The sequence below is a fragment of the Deinococcus metallilatus genome, assembly GCF_004758605.1.
GTDB classification, from domain to species: Bacteria; Deinococcota; Deinococci; order Deinococcales; family Deinococcaceae; genus Deinococcus; species Deinococcus metallilatus.
Genome location: NZ_CP038510.1, coordinates 248,651 through 272,011, shown reverse-complemented (window position 1 = coordinate 272,011; position 23,361 = coordinate 248,651). Strand labels below are relative to the sequence as shown.

At 68.3% G+C, this 23,361-nt stretch carries 22 protein-coding genes; 12 read left to right on the top strand and 10 right to left on the bottom strand.

Going from position 1 to position 23,361, the window contains the following annotated elements; genetic code table 11:
- Window positions 1-34: 34 nt before the first annotated feature.
- From E5F05_RS01230 to E5F05_RS01220, 3 genes are all read left to right on the top strand, one after another.
- Window positions 35-1,618, top strand: coding sequence for a VOC family protein (locus E5F05_RS01230; RefSeq protein ID WP_164973290.1), 1,584 nt, complete (start codon window positions 35-37; stop codon window positions 1,616-1,618).
- An 87-nt stretch (window positions 1,619-1,705) separates the two neighbouring features.
- Window positions 1,706-2,290 carry an NADPH-dependent FMN reductase gene (locus tag E5F05_RS01225; RefSeq protein WP_129117219.1) on the top strand — a complete coding sequence of 195 codons (585 nt, stop codon included), beginning with the start codon at window positions 1,706-1,708 and terminating at the stop codon, window positions 2,288-2,290.
- 35 nt (window positions 2,291-2,325) lie between these two features.
- Window positions 2,326-2,643, top strand: a complete 318-nt coding sequence (locus E5F05_RS01220; RefSeq protein ID WP_129117218.1) for a GNAT family N-acetyltransferase — start codon at window positions 2,326-2,328, stop codon at window positions 2,641-2,643.
- A 405-nt stretch (window positions 2,644-3,048) separates the two neighbouring features.
- Here E5F05_RS01220 and E5F05_RS01215 read toward each other — a convergent pair whose 3' ends face one another.
- Together E5F05_RS01215 and E5F05_RS21080 are read right to left on the bottom strand one after the other, a co-directional pair.
- A complete protein-coding gene (locus tag E5F05_RS01215; RefSeq protein ID WP_129117217.1) occupies window positions 3,049-3,249 on the bottom strand; it encodes an ABC transporter permease family protein in 201 nt (66 codons plus the stop codon).
- A complete protein-coding gene (locus tag E5F05_RS21080; RefSeq protein ID WP_164973289.1) occupies window positions 3,234-3,572 on the bottom strand; it encodes an ABC transporter permease subunit in 339 nt (112 codons plus the stop codon). Before E5F05_RS21080 ends, E5F05_RS01215 begins: the two co-directional genes overlap by 16 nt.
- A 297-nt stretch (window positions 3,573-3,869) precedes the next feature.
- On the opposite strand from E5F05_RS21080, the gene E5F05_RS01205 reads away from it, so the two are divergent.
- The 6 genes from E5F05_RS01205 (at window position 3,870) to E5F05_RS01180 (ending at window position 11,502) form a co-directional block, all read left to right on the top strand.
- A complete protein-coding gene (locus E5F05_RS01205) occupies window positions 3,870-5,591 on the top strand; it encodes an ABC transporter substrate-binding protein (RefSeq protein WP_129117216.1) in 1,722 nt (573 codons plus the stop codon).
- Between the two features lie 81 nt (window positions 5,592-5,672).
- Complete coding sequence (locus E5F05_RS01200) at window positions 5,673-6,689, top strand: ABC transporter permease (protein ID WP_129117215.1); 1,017 nt, start codon at window positions 5,673-5,675, stop codon at window positions 6,687-6,689.
- Window positions 6,686-7,603, top strand: coding sequence for an ABC transporter permease (locus tag E5F05_RS01195; protein WP_129117214.1), 918 nt, complete (start codon window positions 6,686-6,688; stop codon window positions 7,601-7,603). The genes E5F05_RS01200 and E5F05_RS01195 overlap by 4 nt, the downstream gene beginning before the upstream one ends.
- Window positions 7,600-8,400 carry a DeoR/GlpR family DNA-binding transcription regulator gene (locus E5F05_RS01190; protein WP_129117213.1) on the top strand — a complete coding sequence of 267 codons (801 nt, stop codon included), beginning with the start codon at window positions 7,600-7,602 and terminating at the stop codon, window positions 8,398-8,400. Before E5F05_RS01195 ends, E5F05_RS01190 begins: the two co-directional genes overlap by 4 nt.
- Window positions 8,397-9,674: a Gfo/Idh/MocA family protein gene (locus E5F05_RS01185; RefSeq protein WP_129117212.1), complete on the top strand. Its 1,278-nt coding sequence runs from the start codon at window positions 8,397-8,399 to the stop codon at window positions 9,672-9,674. Before E5F05_RS01190 ends, E5F05_RS01185 begins: the two co-directional genes overlap by 4 nt.
- Before the next feature lie 67 nt (window positions 9,675-9,741).
- Window positions 9,742-11,502 (top strand): glycoside hydrolase family 35 protein, encoded by a 1,761-nt coding sequence (locus tag E5F05_RS01180; RefSeq protein WP_129117211.1) that lies wholly within the window; start codon window positions 9,742-9,744, stop codon window positions 11,500-11,502.
- Window positions 11,503-11,537: 35 nt separating this feature from the next.
- Here E5F05_RS01180 and E5F05_RS01175 read toward each other — a convergent pair whose 3' ends face one another.
- From E5F05_RS01175 to E5F05_RS01165, 3 genes are read right to left on the bottom strand one after another with little or no spacing between them, the layout of a single operon-like run.
- Window positions 11,538-12,365, bottom strand: coding sequence for a class II fructose-bisphosphate aldolase (locus tag E5F05_RS01175; RefSeq protein WP_164973288.1), 828 nt, complete (start codon window positions 12,363-12,365; stop codon window positions 11,538-11,540).
- Window positions 12,362-13,339, bottom strand: coding sequence for an SIS domain-containing protein (locus tag E5F05_RS01170; protein WP_206732968.1), 978 nt, complete (start codon window positions 13,337-13,339; stop codon window positions 12,362-12,364). The genes E5F05_RS01175 and E5F05_RS01170 overlap by 4 nt, the downstream gene beginning before the upstream one ends.
- A complete protein-coding gene (locus tag E5F05_RS01165) occupies window positions 13,315-14,319 on the bottom strand; it encodes an N-acetylglucosamine kinase (protein ID WP_164973287.1) in 1,005 nt (334 codons plus the stop codon). The genes E5F05_RS01170 and E5F05_RS01165 overlap by 25 nt, the downstream gene beginning before the upstream one ends.
- A gap of 290 nt (window positions 14,320-14,609) precedes the next feature.
- Here E5F05_RS01165 and E5F05_RS01160 point away from each other — a divergent pair, with 290 nt between their 5' ends.
- On the top strand, window positions 14,610-15,494 hold the full coding sequence (locus E5F05_RS01160; RefSeq protein ID WP_129117208.1) for a 1-phosphofructokinase family hexose kinase: 885 nt from the start codon (window positions 14,610-14,612) through the stop codon (window positions 15,492-15,494).
- Window positions 15,495-15,613: 119 nt separating this feature from the next.
- On the opposite strand, the gene E5F05_RS01155 is transcribed toward E5F05_RS01160, so the two are convergent.
- From E5F05_RS01155 to E5F05_RS01135, 5 genes are all read right to left on the bottom strand, one after another.
- Window positions 15,614-16,522, bottom strand: coding sequence for an ROK family protein (locus tag E5F05_RS01155; protein ID WP_129117207.1), 909 nt, complete (start codon window positions 16,520-16,522; stop codon window positions 15,614-15,616).
- Window positions 16,515-17,849, bottom strand: a complete 1,335-nt coding sequence (locus E5F05_RS01150) for an alpha-L-fucosidase (RefSeq protein WP_129117206.1) — start codon at window positions 17,847-17,849, stop codon at window positions 16,515-16,517. Before E5F05_RS01150 ends, E5F05_RS01155 begins: the two co-directional genes overlap by 8 nt.
- A 134-nt stretch (window positions 17,850-17,983) precedes the next feature.
- The gene (locus E5F05_RS01145; protein WP_129117205.1) at window positions 17,984-18,844 is read right to left on the bottom strand and encodes a carbohydrate ABC transporter permease; all 861 of its coding nucleotides are present in this window, start codon (window positions 18,842-18,844) and stop codon (window positions 17,984-17,986) included.
- Window positions 18,841-19,788 carry a carbohydrate ABC transporter permease gene (locus E5F05_RS01140; protein ID WP_206732967.1) on the bottom strand — a complete coding sequence of 316 codons (948 nt, stop codon included), beginning with the start codon at window positions 19,786-19,788 and terminating at the stop codon, window positions 18,841-18,843. The genes E5F05_RS01145 and E5F05_RS01140 overlap by 4 nt, the downstream gene beginning before the upstream one ends.
- A gap of 37 nt (window positions 19,789-19,825) precedes the next feature.
- Window positions 19,826-21,073: an ABC transporter substrate-binding protein gene (locus E5F05_RS01135; RefSeq protein WP_129117204.1), complete on the bottom strand. Its 1,248-nt coding sequence runs from the start codon at window positions 21,071-21,073 to the stop codon at window positions 19,826-19,828.
- 230 nt (window positions 21,074-21,303) lie between these two features.
- On the opposite strand from E5F05_RS01135, the gene E5F05_RS01130 reads away from it, so the two are divergent.
- Together E5F05_RS01130 and E5F05_RS01125 are read left to right on the top strand one after the other, a co-directional pair.
- Window positions 21,304-22,485: an ROK family protein gene (locus E5F05_RS01130; RefSeq protein ID WP_129117203.1), complete on the top strand. Its 1,182-nt coding sequence runs from the start codon at window positions 21,304-21,306 to the stop codon at window positions 22,483-22,485.
- Between the two features lie 51 nt (window positions 22,486-22,536).
- A complete protein-coding gene (locus E5F05_RS01125; protein WP_129117202.1) occupies window positions 22,537-23,238 on the top strand; it encodes a FadR/GntR family transcriptional regulator in 702 nt (233 codons plus the stop codon).
- Window positions 23,239-23,361: the final 123 nt, after the last annotated feature.

Here is a 23,361-nt window from a genome sequence, read left to right as displayed (position 1 = left end):
TCCATCCCCGCAACCCAGCGACAGAAGGATGAAGATGACCAACGGGATTCACCACACCACCGGCATCACCGGCGACGCGCAGGCGAACGTGGATTTCTACGCGGACCTGCTGGGCCTGCGGCTGGTGGGGCGCACGGTCAGCCACAACGACCCCACCACCCTGCACCTGTTCTATGGGGATGCGGCGGGCACGCCCGGCACGCTGCTGTCTTTCTTCGCCTGGCCGGACACCGCCCGGGGACGGCGCGGCTCCGGGCAGGCCAGCGAGATCGGCCTGACGGTGCCTCTGGAGAGCCTCGGGGACTGGGTGCAGCACTTCCTCAGCCGGGGCGTGACGTTCAGCGGGCCGACCCGTGACGGCGACACCAGCCGCCTCACGCTGGAAGACCCTGACGGGTTGCCCATCGTCCTGGTCGGCGTGCCGGACGCGCCCGCCGGGCGGCCCTGGAACGGCTCCACCGTCCCCGCCGCGATGCAGGTTCGTGGGATACACCATGTCGTCTTCTGGACGGAAGACCCCCAGGGCACGGGCGCGGTGCTGGAACGGCACCTGGGGTTCCGGCGGGTGGGCGAGCAAGGCGGCCTCTCGACGTACCGCGCGGCGGCACCGCTGGGCCACACCGTGTACGTGCGGGATACCTCCGGCTTCTGGCCCTCGGCGGGCGGCGTCGGGACGCTGCACCACGTCGCCTTCCGCACGGCGAGTCCCGAGAGCGAACGGGCGATTCTGAAGGCGGTGAAAGAAGAAGGCCTGGAGGTATCCGAGGTGCGCGAGCACGGCTACTTCCAGAGCATCTACTTCCGCGAACCGGGCGGCAGCCTGATCGAGGTGGCGACGGACGGCCCCGGCTTCACGCTGGACGAGGACGCCGCGCACCTCGGGGAGAAGCTGGTGCTGCCCCCCGAACTGGAAGCGCAGCGGCAGGACATCGAGGTGACACTACCCCGCATCGCCCTCCCCGGCGAGGCCCGTCTCCCGGCCCGTGATCTGGACTGGATTCACCGCTTTCAACCCGGCACCACTGGCCTGACCCTGCTGCTGCTGCACGGCACCGGCGGCAACGAGACTTCCCTGCTCGCGCTGGGACGGCAACTCGCCCCCGAAGCGAACCTGCTGAGCGTGCGGGGCCGCTCGCTGGAGGAAGGCTCGCCCCGCTTCTTCCGCCGCTTCAGCGCTGCCCGCTATGACCAGGCGCACCTCGCGGAGGAGGCCGACGCGCTGGCGCAGTTCGTGCGGGACGCGGCGGCCCTCTACGACCTCGATCCGGGGCAGGTGATCGCCCTGGGTTACTCGAACGGGGCGAACATCGCGCTGGCGAGTCTCGTACGCTGGCCTGCCGCGTTCGCCGGGGCGGTGCTGCTGCGCCCGGTGATGCCCTTCGAGGCCCCGCCGCAGACTGACCTGGGCGGCCTGCCGGTGCTGGTCCTGCACGGCCAGCGTGATCCCTTCCTGCCCCTGGCGGAACCCGTGACCCCCTATCTACGCCGGATGCACGGCGATGTTCAGGAAGAGCGGCTGGAGGCGGGGCACGAACTCACCGCCCAGGACCTCGCGGTGGCCGCCGGGTGGCTGCGGGAACAGGCCCAGCGCCTCGCGGTGCGGTCCTGGCCGGAGTGAACCGGAGTTCATGCCCGGTGATTCTGTTGCTGCGGTTGTCCTGGGGCACGCCTCCCTCGCCCTGCCTGAGACACACAAGGAGCTGCCATGAGCCAACCCTCCCCCTCCGATACCCCCCGCCTGGTGGTCTGTGCCATCGCGGGCAGCCTGCGCCGCGGCTCGTACAACCGGGCGCTGCTCCGTGCGGCACAGGAGGTTGCCCCCGAAAGCCTGGATATCCGCATCTTCGACCGCCTGGGTGATGTGCCGCTCTACAACGCCGATGTCGAGGCCGCAGGGGACCCCGAGGCGGTGCGGGCGCTGAAGGACGCCATCCGGGAAGCCGACGCCCTGCTGATCGCCACGCCCGAGTACAACCACAGCGTGCCCGGTGTCCTGAAGAATGCGATTGACTGGGCCTCCCGCCCACCACGCGGCGCCGTGTTGGCAGGAAAACCGGCGGGCATCCTGGGCGCGAGTCCCGGTATGACTGGCACAGCCCGTGCCCAGAGTGCCCTGCGGCAATCGTTCGTGTTCACCCAGACCCCGGCGATGCTGCAACCGGAGTTCCTGCTGGGCCGCGCCACCGAGAAGTTCGACGAGGCGGGGCGGCTGACCGACGAGGGGACCCGCACCTTCCTGAAGCAGTTCCTGCTCGCACTGGAGGCGTGGACGCTCCGCCTGCGCGATTGAGCCGCTGAACCCCCTTTCCCCGAAATGGAGGCGCTATGACCCAGGAACACTCTTCCATCACCGTTCAGGACAACCCCCAGGCAGGCCGCTTCGAGGCGCGCGTGGGGGAGCAGCTCGCCATCGCCGCCTACCGCCCGGTGGGGAACGCCCTGATGTTCACGCACACCGAGGTCCCTGCGGCCCTGGAGGGGCAGGGGGTAGGGAACCGCCTGGTGCATGACGCGCTGGAGGAGGTCAGGGCGAGAGGCCTGCAAGTCATTCCGATGTGCCCCTTCGTCGCGGCGTACATTCGCAGGCATCCCGAGTATCACGATCTCGTTCAGCCGCAGTACCGGGCCAGACTCGGCCTCTGAGGGGGAGCAGACATTCAGGTGGGCGGGACCTTTCCGGATGCGGACGTGCTGCGGCTCACCCGGAGGTCCGGCGTCAGCAGCTCAGTCACCGCCAGGGACAGATCCTCCTCCTCCGTCGGCCTACACCCCAGAACACTCAACTCTTTCGCCGCAACGCCGGGGGCCACCTTGATGAACCCTCCTGACCTTCTCTTCCCAGCCAGTGCTGGCCGGACGTGGAGACCGGGGACGACGAGCCGCAACTGGTGGTGCAGTCGGGCAAGGGGCGCAAGAGCCGGGTGGTGCCGATCAGCCCGCGCAGGATAGGTGCTCCGGGCGTCTGCTCCTCAAACTTCGGGGCCGCCAGGCCGGGCAGGGGCCAGACAGACGCCCCCGCCCGGCCTGGCGGGGCCACCGCGCCCGCGTTCACTTCCCGCTGCCCATCGCCGGGCCACTGATGATCTGGCGCTGCGCGAACACGAACAGCAGCAGCATCGGCCCGGTCGCCACCAGGGCGGCGGCCATCACCTGCTCCCACTCCACGGTGTAGCGCCCGCCCACCAGGCCGCACACCTGCATGGTCACGGTGGCCTGCTCGGAGCGGCGCAGGATCAGGTAGGCCAGCACGAACTCTTCCAGCAGTAGATGAAGTTGAAGCCCGCGGCAATGGCGCTGCCGGGCAGCGCCAGCGGGAGAAACACCCGGGTGAAGCTGGTCAGGCGGGTGCAGCCGTCAATCCAGGCGGCTTCCTTCAGCTCGGTGGGAATGGTCGAGAAGTAGCTTTGCAGCTTCCAGGTGCTGAACGCGATGCTGAACACCGCGTAGATCACCACCAGCGGCAGGTACACCAGCGGGTAGGGCCAGGTCTGGATGAAGGCGAGATTGCTAGCAATCAGAACCGTTTCCAGTTCAAAACGGCGGGCGGTAATGGTCGGATTCGGCGGAATCAACCAACGACAGCAGCCCGCGCCGGTAGCCAGCGGTGACGACCGGGGCAAGGCTTCCTCTCCCCCGGCGGCTTTGACAAGTTGACTCGGGGAGATGCCTGAGTCGGGACTGAGCCGCAGTCGTGCCGTCACTGCTTCCCCGGGAGTGAACTGCTCCTGTTTTGACCGAATCCTGAAGAAACAACCAAGTTGTGCCGCCTGAGTCTTGAGCGCCGCACAGAGAACCTCTACCGTGGTTTCCAACAGCAGCTCGGAGAAACCGTGTTCGGCAGCGCCCCGTCGCGCTGAGGGAGGCCTTTTATGTTGAAACGTCTGACCGTCGCCACCCTGTCCCTGGCGGCCCTGAGCGGCGCTCTGGCGCAGCAGGGCAAACCGGACGTCCTCACCAGCGTGACCTCGGGCGGGTGGGACCCCGGCTTCGATCCGGCGTACTGCTGGTCGGCGGGCTGCGCCTGGATTCTCAACAACACGATGGAGACGCTGTTCCGCAAAAAGGACACGGACGCCTCCGCCATCGAGCCGATGCTGGCGGCGCAGATGCCGACTCAGGCGAACGGCGGCATCAGCAAGGACGGCAAGACCTACACCATCAAGCTCAAAAAGGGCCTGAAGTTCAGTGACGGCACGCCCCTGACCGCCGACGACGTCGCGTACTCCTTCAAGCGGATGCTGGTCTACGCGGCCCCCAGCGGCCCCAGCTCGCTGCTGACCTCGCCCCTGCTGGGGACCGAGGACATCGTCACCACCAAGACGCCCTGGGCGGCCATCGACGGTGCGGTCAGGGCGACCTCGCCCGACACCGTCGTCTTCAAGATCAAGCGGCCCTTCGCGCCCTTCGTGTCGATCCTCGCCTTTCCCAGTTTCGGCATCGTCTCGAAGGCGGCGGCGGTGGGGGCGGGCGACTGGAGCGGCACGGTCAAGGACTGGCAGAACTTCGTGGGGATGGACGTTGCCAAGAGCAAGTTCGCCAGCACCGGCCTGATCACCAGCGCCCCCTTCCTGGTTGAACGCTACGACCCCGGCAAGCTGGTCGTCCTGAAGCGCAACGACCGGTACTGGCAGGCCCCGGCGAAGTTCTCGCGGGTGATCGTGCAGAGCGTGGACGACGACAGCACCCGCGTCCAACTCCTCAAGACCGGCGACGCGGACATGGCCGAGCGCAACGCGATTCCGGCCCCCCTGCTGCCCCAGCTCCAGGACTCACCGAACATCAAGGTGGACACCGACCCGCCTCTCGGCATGAGTTACGGCATGTTCTTCACGTACAAGATCACGCCGTCCGACCTGACGGGCAGCGGCAAGCTCGACGGCAACGGCATCCCCAGCAACTTCTTCACGGACAAGAATGTCCGCACCGGCTTCGCCTCCGCCTTTGACTCCACCGGGTACATCAAGGAAGTGCTGCAAGGCCGCGCCGTGCCCGCCAGCACGCTGAACGTCCAGGGGCTGCTGGGCTACAGCAAGAGCAACCCGCAGTACAAGTTCGACAAGGCCAGGGCCACTGCCGCCTTCAAGAAAGCCTTCGGCGGTCAGCTCTGGGACAAGGGGTTCAAATTCACCACCCTGGTGGGCGCCGGAAAAACGGACAACATCCGGATGCTGGACATCATGAAGCGCGGGCTGGAGAGCATCAATCCCAAGTTCCGGATGGACATCAAGGAAGTGCAGGGGTCGCAGCTCAGCGCCCTGTTCCTCGACCACAAGGTGCCGCTCTACGCGGGAGCGTGGGGCGTGGACTACGCCGATCCGCACAACATGTTCCAGCCGCTGGTGGGGTCGGACGGGTTCTATGCCGCCCGCACGCTCTACAAGAACCCCAAGGTGGACAGCATGATCGAGCAGGGGCTGGTCGAGACCAACCCGGCCAAGCGCGCCAGCCTCTACCAGCAACTGGGCCGCGTGGTGTTCGACGATGTGGGCCTCCTGCCGGTGTACAGCCCCACCCGCGTCCGCGTGCAGCAGAAGTGGATCACGGGCCGCGCCGAGGGGGACGAGTACTACTACCACATCGTCAAGAAGTGAATCCCGGTTCAGCCGCCTGCATGCGGGCCAGGCGCCCCGGCGGGCGGCTGAAGTTCCGGTGGCCCGCCGGAAGGAGGTCCCATGCTGAACTACATTCTCCGCCGGTTGCTGCAACTGCCGCTCGTGCTGCTGGGCATCAGCTTTCTGATCTTCGCCGTGATGCAGTTTCTCCCCCCCGCCGTGCGGGCGAGCGCCTACATCCAGAACGACAAGCAGATGGGCGCCCTGCCCGCCCTGATCCAGCAGTACGGCCTCGACCGGGACGTCTTCACGCAGTATTTCGCCTGGCTGGGACAGGTGTTCCGGGGCAACCTGGGCTGGAGCGGCTCGGTGAGTGAGCCCGTGCTTCAGGCCATGCAGACGCGGCTCCCCGCGACCATCGAGCTGGCGCTGCTCACCTTCGTGTGTACCGTGATCCTGGGGGTGGGGCTGGGGCTGATCGCCGGAGCGCGGCGGGGCACCTGGGTTGATCAGGCGATCCGGCTGTACAGCGTGGTCACCTGGACGCTGCCCACCTTCGTGCTGGCGATCTTCATCCTGGCCTACTTCTACGGCAAGCTGCGCTGGTGGCCGCCGGGCCGCATCGACAACCTGCTGGCGATCACCGAGGGCATCCCCTCGGTCAACGGGTTCCTGCTGCTGCCCGCCATCCTCAGGGGGCAGTGGGAGGTTGTGGGTGACCTGCTGCGGCACCTGATGGGGCCAGTCCTCACCATCACCATCGTGGCTTGCGGCGGCCTGGTCCAGATCGTGCGCGCCAACGTGATCGAGCAGGTGCGGCAGGATTACGTGCGGACCGCGCGGGCCAAAGGGTTGCCGGAAACCCTGATCCTGCGCAAGCACGTGCTGCGGAACGTGATGATTCCCGTCGTGACCTGGATTGGTGGGCTGCTGTTCGGTCTGCTGAGCGGCGCGACCATCGCGGAAACTGTCTTTAACTACCCCGGCGTCGGCCTGTGGGTCACCAAGGCCGCCACGGTGAGCGACACGGCAGCGGTGGTGGGCTTCGCCCTGTTCTCGGCCACCGTGATCGCCGTCGTCAACCTGATCGTGGACCTCCTGTATGCCGTCATCGACCCGAGGGTGAGCTACTCATGATCACGACCCTGTCACGCGGCGCCCGCTCCGGTTGGCGCGAGAACCGCATTCTGCGGCGTTTTCTGAGGAACAAGCTGGGCCTGCTGGGGCTGACGCTGGTGCTGGTCTTCATCCTGGTGGCGCTCCTCGCGCCCGTGATCGCGCCGGTGCCGCCCAACTCATACGGCTCGTCCTTCGGCATTCCCAACCGCATGGCGCAGGACGGCTTCTCGCCCATTCCGCAGCCGCCGAGTAGCCAGCATCCGCTCGGGCTCGCGCAAGACGGGTACGACATCCTGTTCGGTTTGGTGTGGGGCACGCGCACCGCCTTTATCGTGAGCGGCATCGTGGTGACGATCAGCCTGGTGGTGGGGGCGCTGGTGGGCACGCTGGCAGGCTTCTACCGGGGCTGGATCGACACGCTGCTGATGCGCTTCACCGACGTGGTGTACGCCTTCCCGGACCTGATCCTCCTCATCACCCTGGTGGTGGCGCTGGGGCGCAACGTGACCAGCCTGATCATCGCCACGGCACTGCTGGGGTGGGCGGGGTACGCGCGGCTGATCCGCGGGGAAATCCTGAAGGTCCGCGAACTCGAATACGTGGACGCGGCCCGGTCCCTGGGCGCGAACAACCGCCGCTTGATCCTGCGGCACGTGCTGCCCAACAGCCTGACCAGCCTGCTGGCGCAGGTCAGCCTGAATATCGGCACGGTGGTGCTGAGCTTCGCCACGCTGAGCTTCCTGGGGCTGGGCGTGCCGAACGGCTTTCCCGACTGGGGCCAGCTCATCAACCTGTCGCGCAACTGGGTCACGGAAGGCCAGCAGTGGTACACCTATGTGTATCCCGGCGTGACCATCCTCCTGTTCGGCGTGGCCTGGAACCTGCTGAGTGACGCGCTGCGCGAGGCCGCCGACCCACGGGGGCAGTCGTGAAGAGTGTTCAGCGGCAGGATCAGCTTTTCCGGTTCATCGGGGAGACCGGCGAGACGTCGGTGGAGACGCTGGCCGCACGCTTCGGCGTGTCGGTGACCACCGTGCGGCGCGACCTGGACGCGCTGGAGCGGCGCAAACTGATCGAGCGCACCTGGGGCGGGGCGCGGGTGGCGATTCCCGTGGTGTACACCGAGGAGGCCTTTCAGGGCGAGGCGGTCAAACGCGCCATCGCCGCCGCCGCCGCCGCCCTGGTGGGGCCGGGGATGACCATCGCCATCTCGGGCGGCTCGACCTGCACCGAACTGGCCCGCCGCTTGCGGGGGCAGCGCATCAAGGTGCTGACCAACGCGCTGAACGTGGCCCTGGAACTCCGCAGCACGCCCCACACGCGGGTGGTGCTGACGGGCGGCGAGCTGAACAACGCCAGCTACGAACTGGTGGGCGATCTGGTGGGCCGCAGCCTCAGCGAGTACCGGGTGGACATGGCCTTTGTGGGGTGCAGCGGCCTGACGCCGGACTTCGGCTTCAGCATGCGCGACGACCCGGAGGCGGTGGCGGCGCGGGCGATCACCCAGGTGGCCGCGCGGGTGGTGGTGCTGGCCGACCACCGCAAGGTGGGCTGCAAGACCTTCGCCCGCTTCGCCCAACTGCACGAGGTGGAGCGTTTCATCACCGACGAGGGCCTCAGCGAGGAATGGACGGCCCGGCTGGCGCAGGCGGGCCTGCACGTCGAGAAGGTGCCCCTGCTGCACGGTGACGACAAGCAGGCGACCACCTCTGAGAAAGGAACCGCATGACTGTCCCCCAACCCGACCCCGTGCGCCTGATCGTGGTGGGCGCTGGCAACCGAGGCCACGCCTACGCGAAGTACGCCCTCCAGCACCCGCAGGACGTGCGGATCGTGGGCGTGGCCGAGCCGCGCGAGTTTCAGCGGACGCAGCTCGCCGCCGAACACGGCCTGCCGCCGGAGCGCGTCTGGTCCGACTGGCGCGAGCTGCTGAGGCACCCCCGGCTGGCCGACGGCGTGATCATCGCCACGCAGGACGAGCAGCACGTGGAACCGGCGGTGGCGCTCTCCGGACTCGGCTACCACCTGCTGCTGGAAAAGCCGATGGCGCCCAGCGCCGCGGAGTGCGTGCAGATCGTGGACGCGGTGAAGGCGGCGGGCGTGATGCTGGCGGTCTGCCACGTGCTGCGCTACACCCCGTACACCCAGGCCTTGCAGCGGGTGCTGCGAAGCGGGCGCATCGGGCAGATCGTCAGCGTGGAACATCTCGAACCGGTGGGCCACACCCATCAGGCGCACTCCTTCGTGCGCGGCAACTGGCGGAACGAGGAGGAGAGCAGTTTCATGCTGCTCGCCAAGTCCTGCCACGACCTCGACTGGCTGAGCTACGTGATGGGCGAGCCGTGCGAGGCCGTCAGCTCCTTCGGCGGCCTGCTGCACTTCCGGCGCGAGAACCAGCCGCCGGGGGCTTCCGACCGCTGCCTGACCTGCCCGCCCGAGGTGGAGGAAAGCTGCCCCTACTCCGCCCCCCGCTACTACCTGGGCCTGGTGGAGCAGGGCAAGACCGGCTGGCCGGTGGAGGTCATCACGAACGACCCCACCCGCGAGGGGGTCCTGCGCGCCCTGGAAACCGGGCCGTATGGCCGCTGCGTCTACGCCTGCGACAACGACGTGGTGGACCATCAGGTGGTGAACCTGCGCTTCCGCAGCGGCGCGACGGCCAGCTTCACCATGACCGCCTTCAACCGCGGCAGGGGGCGGGAGACGCGCATCTTCGGCACGCGGGGGGAAATCTACGGGGACAGCCGCTGCATCCACGTCTTCGACTTCCTGACCGGGCAGACCGAGGTGATCGATACCCAGGTCGCCTCCGACGGCGCGATCACCTCCGGGCACGGCGGCGGCGACGACGGGATCATGGCGGCCTTCGTCCGGGCGCTGGCGACGAATGACCCCAGCCACATCCTCTCGGGGCCGGACGCGACGCTCGAATCCCACCTGATCACCTTCCGGGCGGAGGAAGCGCGGCGAAAAGACGCGGTGCTGCGGATGGAAACGCGGTGAGCCAGGCGGCAGGCGCGGGGCCTCCCGTGGTCGAGACGCCCTCCCCCATCCCCACCGGAGACCTCCCGTGACGCCCCCCTTCGACGTCCGGCCCGACGGCTTTTTTCTGCACGGCCAGGCGTTTCGCCTCCTTAGCGGGGCGATCCATTACTTCCGCGTCCACCCGGCGCAGTGGGCGGACCGGCTCGCCAAGGCCCGCGCGCTGGGCCTCAACACGGTGGAAACCTACGTGGCGTGGAACCTGCACGAACCCCGGCCCGGCGAGTTTGACTTCGCGGGACAGGCGGACCTCGTGGCGTTCATCCGCGAGGCCGAGCGTCAGGGGTTGGCCGTGCTGGTCCGCCCCGGACCGTACATCTGCGCCGAGTGGGAGTTCGGCGGCCTGCCCGCCTGGCTGCTGCGCGAGGGGGACATGCGGCTGCGAACCTCGCACCCGGCCTTCCTGCGGGCCGTGGAGCGGTTTTTCGGGGCGCTGCTCCCCCGGCTGGCCCCGCTGCAAATCACGCGCGGCGGCCCCGTGCTGATGATGCAGGTGGAGAACGAGTACGGCAGTTACGGCAGCGATCAGGCTTACCTGCGCGCGCTGGCCGAGTTGTTGCGGCAGGGCGGCATCGACGTTCCCCTCTTCACCAGCGACGGCCCCTGCGCCCCGATGCTCACGCACGGCACGCTGCCCGGCGTCCTGAAGACGGTCAATTTCGGCTCGGACGCGCCCAAAGCTTTCGGTGTGCTGGCGCAGCATCAGGCGCAGGGGCCGCGGGTATGCCTGGAGTTCTGGAACGGCTGGTTCGACCACTGGACGGAAGCCCACCATGTCCGCGCCGCCGCCGACGCGGCCCGCACACTCGACGACATCCTGCGGCTGGGAGGGCATGTCAACCTCTACATGCTGCACGGCGGCACCAACTTCGGCTTCATGGCGGGCGCGAACACGGCCCCGGACGGCACCTACCAGCCCACCGTCACCAGCTACGACTACGACGCGCCCATCAGCGAGGCGGGCGACCTCACGCCCAAGTACCACGCGCTGCGCGAGGTCATCGGGCGCTATGAAGCCCTCCCGCCGCTGCCCGAGTTTCCGGTATGGCGGGCGAGCATCGGCGGCGTGCGTGCGGCGGGGCGGGCACCCCTGTGGGACGCCCTGCCGGAACGTGGCCTCACCGCGCCCCAGCCCCTCGGCATGGAGGAACTCGGCCAGGCTTACGGCTACCTGCTGTACCGGGGCCGCTTCCGGCATGTGCCCGGCGAGGCTACCCTGCATTTTCCCGCGGTGCATGACCGTGCCCTGGTCTTCCTAAATGGCGAGCGGGTGGGCACGGTGGAACGCGACGGGCCAAAGACGCTCCCCGTGACGCTGACCGCAGCAGAGTTCGAGCTGGAGATTCTGGCCGAGAACCTGGGGCGGGTGAACTACGGCCCGGAGCTGCATGACCGCAAGGGGCTGCTCGGCGCGGTGCGGCTGGGGTACATCCACCTGCACGGCTGGGAGCATTTCCCCCTGCCGCTGGCCCCCCTGCCGGAGCTGGACTGGCGGGAGGACGGAGTGAACGGCCCGGCCTTTCACCGCTTCGGGTTCGAGGTGTCCGCACCGGGCGACACCTTCCTCGCCCTGCCCGGCTGGCACAAGGGGACGGCGTGGGTGAACGGCTTTCACCTGGGCCGGTACTGGGAGGTCGGCCCGACCCGGACGCTGTACGTGCCGGGGCCTGTCCTGCGGGGCGGACGCAACGAGCTGGTCGTGCTGGAGGAGGAAGCGGCGGGGGACGTGCCCGAGTTCCGGTCAGAACCGGACCTGGGCCGGGTCCAGGAGACGGCCAGGGGGGGTTGACCCGGCCAGGTTCACGCCCCACCGCCTGACCGACCCTACCGCAGCGCCCTGGCCTTCCCGCTCGCCCCCAGCAGCCGGATCACCGCCCGCGCCCGCGCCTGGTATGCCTCGCGGCCCGCGCCCAGGGCACGGCGAGGATCGCGGGCGCCCGTCTGGAAGACCTCCAGGGCCGCCTCGCTGAACGCGGTGGTGAGTTCAGTCGCCACGTTGACCTTGCTCAGGCCGCAGCGGGCCGCCACCTCAAGGTCAGCCTCGACCACGCCGCTCGCCCCGTGCAGCACCAGCGGCAGCGGCGTCTGCGCGGCGATGGCCTCAAGGCGTTCGAGGTCGAGGCGGGTGGTCTTCTGCGCCTGCTTGTGGACGCTGCCGAGCGCCACCGCCAGCAGGTCGCAGCGGCTGTCGCGGGCGAACTGGGCGAGTTGGGCCAGGTCTTGATGCTGCGTGGCCTGCCTCTCCCCTTTCTCGGTGACCTCGTACTCCGCTTCGAGGTAGGCGCCCGCCGCGTGCAGCCGCTCCGCGAGGGGGGCCAGGACCGCCGGGTCGTCACTCTCCAGCATCACCCCGTCGAAACCCGCCTCCACCGCCTGCCAGGCCACGTCCGGCGACTCGGCGTGATCGAAATGCAGGATGACTGGCACGGCGGCGCAGGCCCGCAGTTCCCGCCCCAGGGCCGCCAGCATGGGCAGGCCCGCGTACCGTGCGGCGTTCTGCGAGAACTGGAGGATGACCGGGGCGCCCTCCGCCTCCGCCGCGCGTACGGCGGCCTGCGCAGTTTCCATGTTCACCGCGTTCAGGGCGGCCAGGGCATAGCCCTCACGCCGGGCGGCCCTCAGCAGGTCGAGGGCCGGAGCAGTGATCGTCACGCGAGGCTCACCACCTTGGTGAGGTGGCGAGGTTGCTCGGAGTCGATGCCCTTGCTGCGGGCCACCCGCTGCCCGAACCACTGGAGGAGCGGCAACACCGTCAGGCCGCGCCGGGCCGCGTCCTCCTCCTCCAGCGGTACGCTCAGGTCGCCGGGGCCGCCCAGACCCAGCACCCGGGCGCCCTTGTCCTGAAGCTCACGGGCCAATTGAGCCTCCTCCCCGGCGGTGTCGGGATGGTAGAGCAAGGCGACCAGCGTTTTCTGGTCCACGAGGCTGACCGGGCCATGGCGGTACTCCAGCGGGTGATAGGCCTGGGTGAAGGACAGGCTCATCTCCTGCAACTTCAGCGCCCCTTCCTGCGCCAGGCCGTGCAGTTCCGCCGCGCCCAGAAAAACGAAGTGCGTCCGTCCGGGGAGCAGCGCGTCGAGGCGCGGGCCGTACTCGTGCAGGAGTTGCTCGGCGGAGGCGGCCAAGGCGTTCCCGTCCACCGCGAGGCCCGCCAGCCGCAGCCCTTGCAGCAGCATCAGGCTGGCGGAGGCGGTCATCACGATGCCCTCGGCGGGGTGGGTGGGGGTGGAGACCACGGTGTCGGCCTCGCGGGCCAGGGTGCTACTTTGCTCACACGTCACCCCGACCACATGCAACCCCGCCTCGCGCGAGGCCCGCAGCGCCTGCACCGTCTCGGTGCTCTCGCCGCTGCGCGAGACGGCGAGCAGGCTCACCTTCTCCTGCCGGGTCACGTAAACCTGCTGGTGCCGCACCCATTCGTTACCCGGAACGGCCAGGGCGGCCTGCCCCTGCCGGTTGAAGGTCGCGGCCATCGTCTGCGCGAGGTAATACGACGTGCCGCAACCCACGGCCACCAGCCGCCCGCCGAAGCGGTAGGGCGGGACAGGTTCGGCCTGCTGCCACAGAGGAAACTGTTCGAGGATGCTGCGTTCGACGTTGCTCATGGGGCTGATGTTGTGGGACATGGTTCTCCTCTCGTGCCTTGTGGCGTGCCGCCTGGAAGGTGGGCGAGTTCGGTGGCGAGGGTCTGGACCCATTCAGGGGTGAGGGTCCATCCGGCCCGACGTGCCCCCAGAAGTGCCGCGCCGCCCAGCGGGGGCAGCCGGACCTCCCGGAAGTGAGCCGCGCCGAGTTCGCCTTTCAGGTGGTCGCGGACGATGCGGCTGCGCGTGACGCCCCCGGCGACGCTCCAGCGCGGTCCCGCCGAGGGCAGGCGGCGCTGCGCGGCCCGCGCGGCCTGCGCGAGTTCACCGGCGGCAGAGGCCAGAAGCTGCCGGGCCTCCGGTTCTCCTCTCTCGGCGGCAGCGTCCACCACCCGTGCCAGCGCCGCGATGCCCGACCGGGGATGCCCCAGGCGACCCAGCCAGGTCAGGACGGCGGCGGAGGGCGTGAGGTCGGGTGAGCTGGGCCATTCCCCGCGCACGGCCTCCAGCACGGCCTGCTCCAGTCCGCCGAAGGCCAGGCGACCGTCCAGCGAGCGGGTCAGCCGGTTCAGTGCCCGCAGGCCGATCCAGTGCGCGCTTCCTTCATCCCCGAGGACATCGCCCCAGCCACCCGCGCGGGTGTGCCCGCCCGCCCCGTCCGCCGCCCAGACCATCGAGCCGGTGCCCGCCAGGATCAGGGTGCCCGCGCCGCCAGCAAAGGCACCCACATGTGCCGCCTCGACATCGTTCACCAGCGTGAGGGGGACGGCGAGCCCCCGCGCGGCCTCGTCCTGCCGGGCCGTGACCTCTGGGGCTTCCCCATAGCCGGGCAGCCCCAGGCCTGCCGCGCCGTAGGGCCGGGGCACCCGCGCCAGGAGCACCTCCAGCACGGCGGACCAATCCGGTTGGTCGAAGGGGTTGACTCCTTCCCCGCGGGCATGGAAGACCACATGCCCACGTTCGTCGATCAGCGCCGCGTCGGTCTTGGTGCCCCCACCATCCACCGCGAGGATGGCCCTCACCGTGTTCCGCCTGTCCCGCCTGGGACTTCCCCACCCGGCCCACACCAGGGGTGAGCGAACACCCAGCGTCTTGCCATCTGCTCCTCCCCCTTCCTTCAGCCACGCCGAAGTTTGTCGTGCCCCCATCTTAGGCAGCGCCGCGTGGATAAGCATTTCGCCGTTGCTCTATTTCGGGCTTTTCGCTCAGAAGGTCGCCTGGTTCGGGGCAGGAATGCCCGAGTTGATCTCCATTCATTCAACCTGGCCGCGTGGGGCCACAGCGCCGCGCACGTGCCGCCTAGGATGCGGGCATGTTCGTTCCGCTCACCCTCAATCCAGCCATCGACCGCATTCTGCGTCTGGACCAGCCTCTCCAGCCGGGCGAGCTGCACCGCGTCACCGAACGGCGCGAGCAGGCGGGCGGCAAGGGGGTCAACGTGGCACGCGCCCTGCGGACCCTGGGGGCGGAGGTCACGGCGGCGGGCGTGCTGGCCGGGTTCAACGGGCAGAAGTTCGCGGCGTTGCTGGCCGCCGAGGGCCTCGCGGGGCAGCACGTCTTTCTGGACCGGGGCGAAACCCGGGAGTGCCAGATCGTCCTCCGGGAAGGGCACCCGACCGAGATCAACGAGGCGGGCGTTCCCCACGACGCCTCCGCCCTGGAGCGCCTGCTGACCGCCTGCGCGGGGCACACCCTGGTGCTGTGCGGCAGCCTCCCCCCCGGAATGCCGCTGGAGGCGTTCGGTGCCCTCATCCACCAGCAGGCGCCAGCCGCCGCCGATACCAGCGGCCCAGCCCTGCGGACCGCGCTGGAGGCGGGGGCGGCCCTCGTGAAACCCAACGAGGCCGAGCTGAGGCAGATCGCCGGGAGCGCGGAGCTGGAGGCCGCGAGGCGCCTGAGGGAGAGGTTCGGGAGTCGGCTCCTGGTCACGCGCGGCGCGCAGGGGGCCTGGTTGGTCGGTCAGGAGACGTGGGAGGCGCGCGTTCCCAGGGTCGACGTCGCCAATCCCGTCGGCGCGGGCGACTGCACCCTCGCCGGGTTTCTGTGGGCCGAAGCCCAGGGCCTCCCCGAACAGGAAGCGCTGGCCTGGGCCGTGGCCTGCGGCAGTGCCAGTGCCCTCCAGGGCGGCCCGACCGCCCTTACCCGGCAGGCCGCCGAGGAGTTGCGGCAGGCCGTGGAGGTCAGCAGGGCCAGGTGATCCCCGACCGTGTTTGCTCGGAGGACGAGCGGGGCGAGAATAAGGGACTCGGGGACCACGTTGCTTCCAACTGGTGTTGTTGTTTTTTCAACCCGGGTTGGAAGCAATGCAATGCCCTCTCAGGCTTCCCCGGACAGGAGAGGCGTCAGGCTCGCCATCCCGGCCAGCCCGGCCGAGTCGCCCAGAACGGCATGCTGGAGAATCGGCTTGACGGGGCAGAGGCTGGCCTGGAGGTGCTGGGTCAGAATCTTCAGGCTCAGTGGGCGGAAACCAACGCCTCCACCCAGCGCCACGCGCCGGATGCTGAGGGGAGCGGTCAGGCCCAGCACCTTCTCGGCCAGGGGGGCCAGCGCCGCGCGGATGAGGCCCTCGGCCTGGGCATCCCCAGCTTCCGCCGCCCTGTAAAGCTGCTGCACGTCCCGGTACCCCTGCTCCCCGGCCAGGCGAGACAGGGCCGAGCCACTGCTCAGGTATTCCACCAACTGCTGCCCCTGGGGCGTGAGGACCGGAACGTAACCCAGTTCGGCGGGACCGCTGTAGGCTGCCCCCCCGGTTCGGCTGGGCAGCACGAGCCCCCCCCCGATGCCGGTGCTGACGGTCACATAGAGGAAATTCTCGGTCACGCCCAGGGCCTGGTACTCGCCGAGGGCCGCCGCGTGGGCATCGTTCACCACCTGAACCGGGCAGCGCAGCGCCTCTTCCAGGCGGCATTGCAAGGGGAACTGCTGCCAGCCCGGCGCGATGCTGGTATCCAGGGCGGTGACATGGCCATCCTCGACGAATCCGAAGATGGCCACACCCACCCGGCTGGGCCGGGGATTCAGGGACAGGATCTCGGTGGCCAGGTGGCGCGTCACCGCTTCCGGTCCCTGAAGGGCGGGGGTTCGGCTGTACCGGGGGGGCTGGAGGCCGTCTTCGCGGGGGATGGTCACCCGTGTCGTGGTGGCCCCCACGTCGAGCACCACTGGGCCGCCGCTCAGCCCCGCTCCCGCCCACCCGCCCTTCACCGCAGAGGCAGGATCAATCATGGAGGAACAGCTCCACGACGGGGACCAGAACGTCGGGGCGGCGTCTGGGAAGTTTCAGCGACAGGGTGCCCGGCAGGACACTGGGCACCACGTTATCCACGTGCTCCGGGTCGTCGGTCCGGCTGGCGTCGATCTCCTGGTAGAGCACCTGTGAGTGGTCATGCAGGAACCGGGCGAACTGCACTTTTCCAGCCAGACCCGGCAGGTGCAGGAAGCCCAGCGGCCAGCTCAGGATGTGGACGTACAGGCGGCCAGGTTTGCTGGTGTAGCGGCAGTCGGTGGCGGCGGGCAGGTCCGCTGGGCCGGACCCGTAGATGCTGGCGCCATGCAGGTCCATCCAGCGGCCAATCCCCACCAGGCGGTCCAGTACGGGTTCGGGGAGCTGCCCCCGGGCATCGGGGGCGACATTCAGCAGCAGGTTCCCACCCTTGCTGACCACGTCAATCAGCAGCTTCACGAGGTCCTCACTGCTGAGGTACTGCTCGTCCGGCGAGTACGTCCAGCTCCCGCTCGTGCCCATGGTCACGCAGCTTTCCCAGATCACCGGCCGGTCGCCCTCCATCAGGCGCGTCATCGGTTGCTGCTGCTCCGGGGTGACAAAGTCGGCGGGAAGATCGGCACGGTTATTCATCAGGATGTGGGGTTGCAGTTCGCGGGCGGCCGCGAGGAGTGCCTCGGCCTGCCAGTCCTCGCGGCCTTTCCCCTGGCTCCACGCATAGCCGTGGTTCCACTTCGGATAGCTGAAATCGAACCAGAGGATGTCGATCTTGCCGTACTCACTGAGAAGTTCCCTGACCTGGCCGTGCAGATAGGCGGCGTACTTGCGGATGTCGCGGCCCTGCTCTGCCAGGCGGAAGGCCTCGTCGTCCCGCTGCGGGTGGAGGCTGTCCACCGGGAACTCGGGGTGGTGCCAGTCGATCAGGGAGTGGTACAGGCCCACTCGGAGGCCCTCATTCCGGAAGGCGTCCAGCAGGGGCCGCAGCAGGTCGCGCCCGGCGGGAGTCTGCATGGCCGTGTAGTCCGTCAACTGGCTGCCCCATAGGCAGAAGCCGTCGTGGTGCTTGCTAGTCACCACCATGTAGCGGGCCCCGGCCTGCCGTGCCGCACGCGCCCACTGGGCCGGGTCATAGCGGTCAGCCTCGAAGTGGTCGAGGTAAGCCTGGTACTGCTCCGTGGTGAGCCGCTCACGGGTCTTGAGCCACTCGTGCCGCCCGGCGACGGCGTACACGCCCCAGTGGATGAAGATGCCGAAGCGGGCCTCGGTGAACCATTGGACCTGCTCGGGGGGCAGGGCAAACGAACGGGGAGAAGTGGAGGTATCAGTCATACGTGTCCTGGTTGAAGGGCAAGAGGAACTTCCTGGAGCATTCGGCCGGTTTTCCTGGCCTGCCCGGCTGTATCAGTGGGTCAGGAAAACCGGCGCGAGGAAGCGGGCGCGGGAAGGCAGACCGTGGTGGTGGCTTACCCCTTGATGGCGCCCGCCGTGATGCCCTGGATGATGGAGCGCTGCATGACGAAGAAGACGATCAGCAGGGGCAGCACGGCGAGGCCCGCAGCGGCGAACAGCGTGGTCGGCTCGAAGCCGTACTGGCCGACGAAGGAGTACACGCTGACCATCATGGTGCGGAACTCCGGCTTGTAGAGGAACAGCAGGGGCAGCAGGAAGTCGTTCCAGATGCCCAGGCTGATGAACATGCTGATCGTGGCCGTCACCGGGCGCAGCAGCGGGAAGACGATGTACCGGAAGCTCTGCAGGGGGTTGCAGCCGTCGATATACGCCGATTCCTCCAGCTCTGCCGGGAGACTCGCGATGAAACTGGTGTAGAAGAAGACGGCAAAGGGCAGGTTGAGCGCCGTGTACAGCACCATCACGCCCCAGTAGGTGTTGATCAGGTGCAGGTTCTTCATGACGCTGTACAGCGGGATCATGATCATGAAGAACGGCATGATCAGGCCGACCATAAAGAGCTGACTGGACACGGCGGTCAGCCGGTTCTTCACGCGGGCCAGGGGATAGGCGGCCAGGCTGGCGCTGACCACGATCAGCAGGCTGGAGCCGAGCGTCACGATCAAGGTGCTCAGCAGGGACGGCAGGTAGCCCATCTGGGTGAAGGCGTTCCGGTAGTTGTCCAGGTGAGGCCGGGCAGGGAACGCGAGGGGGTTCATGCTCTGTTCCAGCGGCGTTTTCAGCGACGTGCTGACCATAAACACCAGCGGCAGGAGGTACACCACCGTCAGCACCACCAGCAGCAGGCCACCGAGAATGTGCAGGACCTTCCGGGCGGTGAGCGGGCGGCGGGCGGGAAGGGCGGGCGCACTCACAGCCGGGCCTCCCGCGCACGCAGGACCAGCACCTGAAAAGCGGTCACGACCATGATCAGGAGCAGCATCACCAGCGCGAGGGCCGCGGCGTACCCGAACTGATTGCCGGTGAAGGCCGTGCGGTAGATCAGCATCCCCAGCGTGAGGGTCGCCTCGCTGGGACCGCCCGAGGTCATCACGAAGGGCAATTCGAAGACCTTCAGGCTGCCGATGGTGCAGAGCGTGATGCTGACGGTGGCGGCGGGCGCGAGCAGGGGCCACTCCACCCGGCGGAAGAGGGTCCAGCCCTGCGCGCCGTCCAGTTTGGCGGCGTCGTAGATCTCGTCAGGAATCCCCATGTAGCCCGCCAGGTAGATGGCCGCAGTCTGCCCGGCGAACATCCAGACCTGCACCGCCGCGACGCTCATCAACGCGAGGCTCTGGTCCCCCAGCCAGACCTTCTGAAGGTTCTCCAGGCCGAGCGAGGCCAGCAAGGCGTTCAGGCCCCCACCCAGCGGGGAGTAGATCGCGGCCCAGATGTAGGCGGCCACCAGGGCGGCGATCATGCTGGGCGTGAACAGCAGTACCCGCAGGACATTGCGCAGCCGGGGGTAGCTGTTGAGGGCGCGGGCGAAGGCCAGGCCCAGCAGGTTCTGCGCGATCACGGCCACCAGGGCATACACGACGGTGTTCTTGACGGCTTTCAGGGCCTGCCCGTCAGTGAGGAGGCGGGTGAAGTTCTCGCCCCCCACGTACTGGGCCTTCCCAGCCCCGCTGTACTCCGTGACGCTCAGGTACAGGCCGTTCAGGGTGGGCCACAGGACGAAAATGCCGTAGATCAGCATCGCCGGGGCCAGGAAGAGCAGCATGGTCGAGGTGGGGAACAGCCGTCCGGCCCTGGGTTTTCTCCGTGTGGGAAGACTGGCAGTGCTGGGTGCGGCAACGCCTTGAGCCTGGTTGGTCACGCGGCCACCTCCAGTACGGGGCGGGAAGGCACGGCGATCACTTGAAGCGGGCGAGTTGGTCCGCGAAGGCCTTGTCCCAGTCGGAGAGCACCTGAGCGGGAGCCGTCCCATTGATCAAATCCTGCAAGCCCTTGCGCATGGGCGTGGTCATGTCCGCGACGGGCCACTGGTAGGGCAGGTAGCTGACCGTACGCCCGTCTTTGACAGCGGCAGCCAGCGGATTCATCTCGGCGGGTAGCGTTCCGGCCACGTCCTTGAAGGGAGAGAAGGCACCGGACTTGGTCAGGTAGAACTTCATGTTCTCGGGGGAGCTGAAGTAGTTCAGGTACGTGCGTGCCGCAGCGGCGTTCTTCGTCTTGGCGTTGATCATCATGCTCATGCCCGCCAGGTCCATGCCGATGGGCTTGCTGCCCGCGGGGCCGCCGGGGTAGGGAATCATCTGGAACTTCAGGTTGGGGTTGTTCTTCTGCACGATCTGCACGCCCCAGGAGCCCATCGGGATCATGGCGACGCGGCCCGCCGAGAATTCGCTGTAGGCGTTGTCGAAGCTGTCGATGCCCAGGGAGAGTTTCGGGTTGTAGTAGCCCGCCTTGCCGTACTGGTTGAGGGTGTTCAGGGCGTTCACCCAGGGGGCGCTGTTGAACTTGGCCTTGCCGGTGATCAAGCGCTGGTCGTAGTCGGGCGTGGTGCGGTAGAGGGTGTTGGCCGCGATGAACTCGGCCATGATCTCGTAGCCCCAGGCGTCCTTGCCGCCCAGCAGCAGCGGGGTGATGCCCTTCTGCTTGAGGCTGTTCATGGTCTTGACGAAGCTGGGCGCATCGGTGGGAATGCTGGCCCCGGCTTTTTTCAGCAGGTCCGTGTTGACGAACATGCCGATGCCGCTGTACTCGGCGACCATCTGGTAGACCTTCTTGTCCGCAGTGGAGAGCTGGCGGGCGGAGGGCACCATGCGGGACACCCAGGGCTGGCTGGTGAGGTCCAGCAGATAACCCGCGCGGGACCACAGCACCATGTCGTTGCGCGCCAGGCCCATGAAGATATCGGGCGCGTCCCCACCGGCCAGGCGAGCCTTGATGATGTCCTTGTAGGCATCGTACCCATTGATCGGCTCGTACTGCACCTTGATGTCCGGGTACTTCTTCATGAAGTTCTCGTTGATCTGGCGCATCATCTCGCCCTCAATCGGGCCGTACTTGAAGCCGGTAATTCGCAGGGTCGTCTGCGCCAGCGACTGACCGGCGGCGAGCAGGACGGCAAGGGCGAGCATGGTCTTCATTCGCGGCATAGGCACCTCGGGAAGGGGTCACTGGGGACCGGGAACGGGAGGGCGGACGGGGCGGACGAGCGGCCTTGAAACGTCCTGCGACACCGTGACCGGGAAGGCCACCCGGCCACTTAGTTTACACAGAAAACTAAGTGTAGGGACCGCCTCCACGATCTGTCAATCCGCTCACCGTCCCCGGGTGGCCTCACCGCTGTTGCCCACCTGCGCCCAGGCTCTAAGCTGACCCCGACATGCGCCTTACCGCCCGCCAGAAGTTTGTCGAAGCGTTCACGCTGCATCAGCCGATCAGCCGCGTTCAGATGGCCGAGATCACCGGCCTGAGCAAGGGGGCCGTCTCGGTGATCAGCCGGGAGCTGATCGAACAGGGTGCGGTCAAGGAATACGCGACGCTGGGACCCGCGAATGGGCAGTTCGGCCGCCCCAGCGTCCTCCTCGAACTCGCTCCGGAAAGTGCGTTCTTCGTCGGCGTGTGCATCATCCAGGGTGCCCCGCTGCTGCTGGTGCTCACGGACCTGCTCGGCAACGTGATTCGCGAGCAGCGGCTCCCCCTGCCTGGCACCCCGGAGCAGGTCGCCCAGGTCATCCGTGATCAACTTCCGGCCCTCCGCGGGGACCTGCCTCCCGGCAAGGTTCGCGGCATCGGGCTGGCCCTCTCCGGCGCCGTCGATCACCTGACGGGCATCTGCCTGCATTCCGCCAACCTCGGCTGGCAGGACGTGCCGATTGCCGCCCTGGTCGAGGAGGCCACTGGCCTGCCCACCTGGCTGGAAAACGACGCGCACGCCATCGCCATCAGCGAGCGGTTCTTCGGCCGTTCGCGCAGCACCGAGAACTTCAGCGTGGTCACGGTGGGGTACAGCATCGGCTGCGCCCACTTTGTCGGCGGGGAACTCTACCGGGGCTACCACGGCGGTGCCGGGGAGATCGCGCACCTCACCGTCCAGCCCGGCGGTGAGCGGTGCCGCTGCGGCAAACGAGGTTGCCTCGACACCCTCGCCGCCCACTCGGCTCTGGAGCGCCACGCGCGGGAAGCGGGGCTGGGTCCCCTCACCGTGCGGGAACTCGACGACCTCGCCGAACAGGGGGATCGTCAGGCGCTGGCCCTGCTGACCACGGCGGGTGAGGCGCTTGGCCTGGCCCTCGCGCACATCGTGCAGATCAACCGGCCCGAACAACTGCTGATCCTCGACGAGGTCAGCGGCGAGCGCAGCGTGTACCAGCAGGCCATGCGTGCCGCTCTGGAGGACAACATCCTGCCCCGCTTCCGGCGTGACCTGAACCTGGTCCTCCACCAGGAAGCCCCCAACTTCCGTGCCCGGGGCGCGGCCAGCGTCGCCTCCCGCGCCCACCTGCTGGGCCTGACCGGGACTCCCACCAGTCTCGATGCGCCGGATTCCGGGGTACTCCGCTAGGCGGGGCCGCCCGCGCGCTCCCAGCCTATACTGCGCCGTCAAGGAGGCCGTATGCCCATTCAGGCCGTCGAGAGCCGACGCCTCTACACGCAGATCGCCGAGCAGATCACCCGCCTCGTTCAGGAGGGGGAGTTCCGCGCGGGGCAACAGCTCCCGTCGGAGCGCGACCTGAGCCAGCTTTTCGGGGTGAGCCGCCCGACGATCCGCGAGGCGCTGATCGCCCTGGAGGTGTCCGGGCTGGTGGAGGTCCGGGTGGGGGTGGGCGTCTTCATCCGGGAGGGGGCGGCTCCGGCGCTCCCCGCCACCGCCCCCTCCCCCATCGAGGTCCAGCAAGCCCGCCTGCTGATCGAGCCGGAGGTCGCGGCCCTGGCTGCCCGCACCATTCAGCCCGAGCAACTGGGCCTTCTCGGGGAGAACCTACGGCTCCTTGGGCAGGAGTTGGAGGCACGGCGCTGGAGCTACGCGCTGGACCGCGAGTTTCACCTCGTGATCGCGGAGGCGGCGGGCAACCAGGTCGTGTACGGCATCCTGGTCGGCCTGTGGGACCAACGGGGACATACGGTGTCCAGCAAGTTCGATGAGCATATCGCCGCCAGCGCGAAGGCGCGTGCCCGGGTGCTGCGCGATCACCAGGCAATCTACGGCGCTCTGGCCGCAGGGGACGCGAAGGCGGCCAGGCGCGTGGTCCAGGCCCACCTGTCGCAGAGCGTGCGGCAGATGACCGACAACTGGCTCTCCGCAGACGGAGGCTGAATCCGATCTTTCTACGGCAACTGGCCTGACCACTTGACAGCCAGGGAGGAGATCACTACGGTGGGACGGTCTTCCCTCTCTGTCTTCCGCTGCACCTTCCCGCGCACGTTGCCCTCCCCCGGA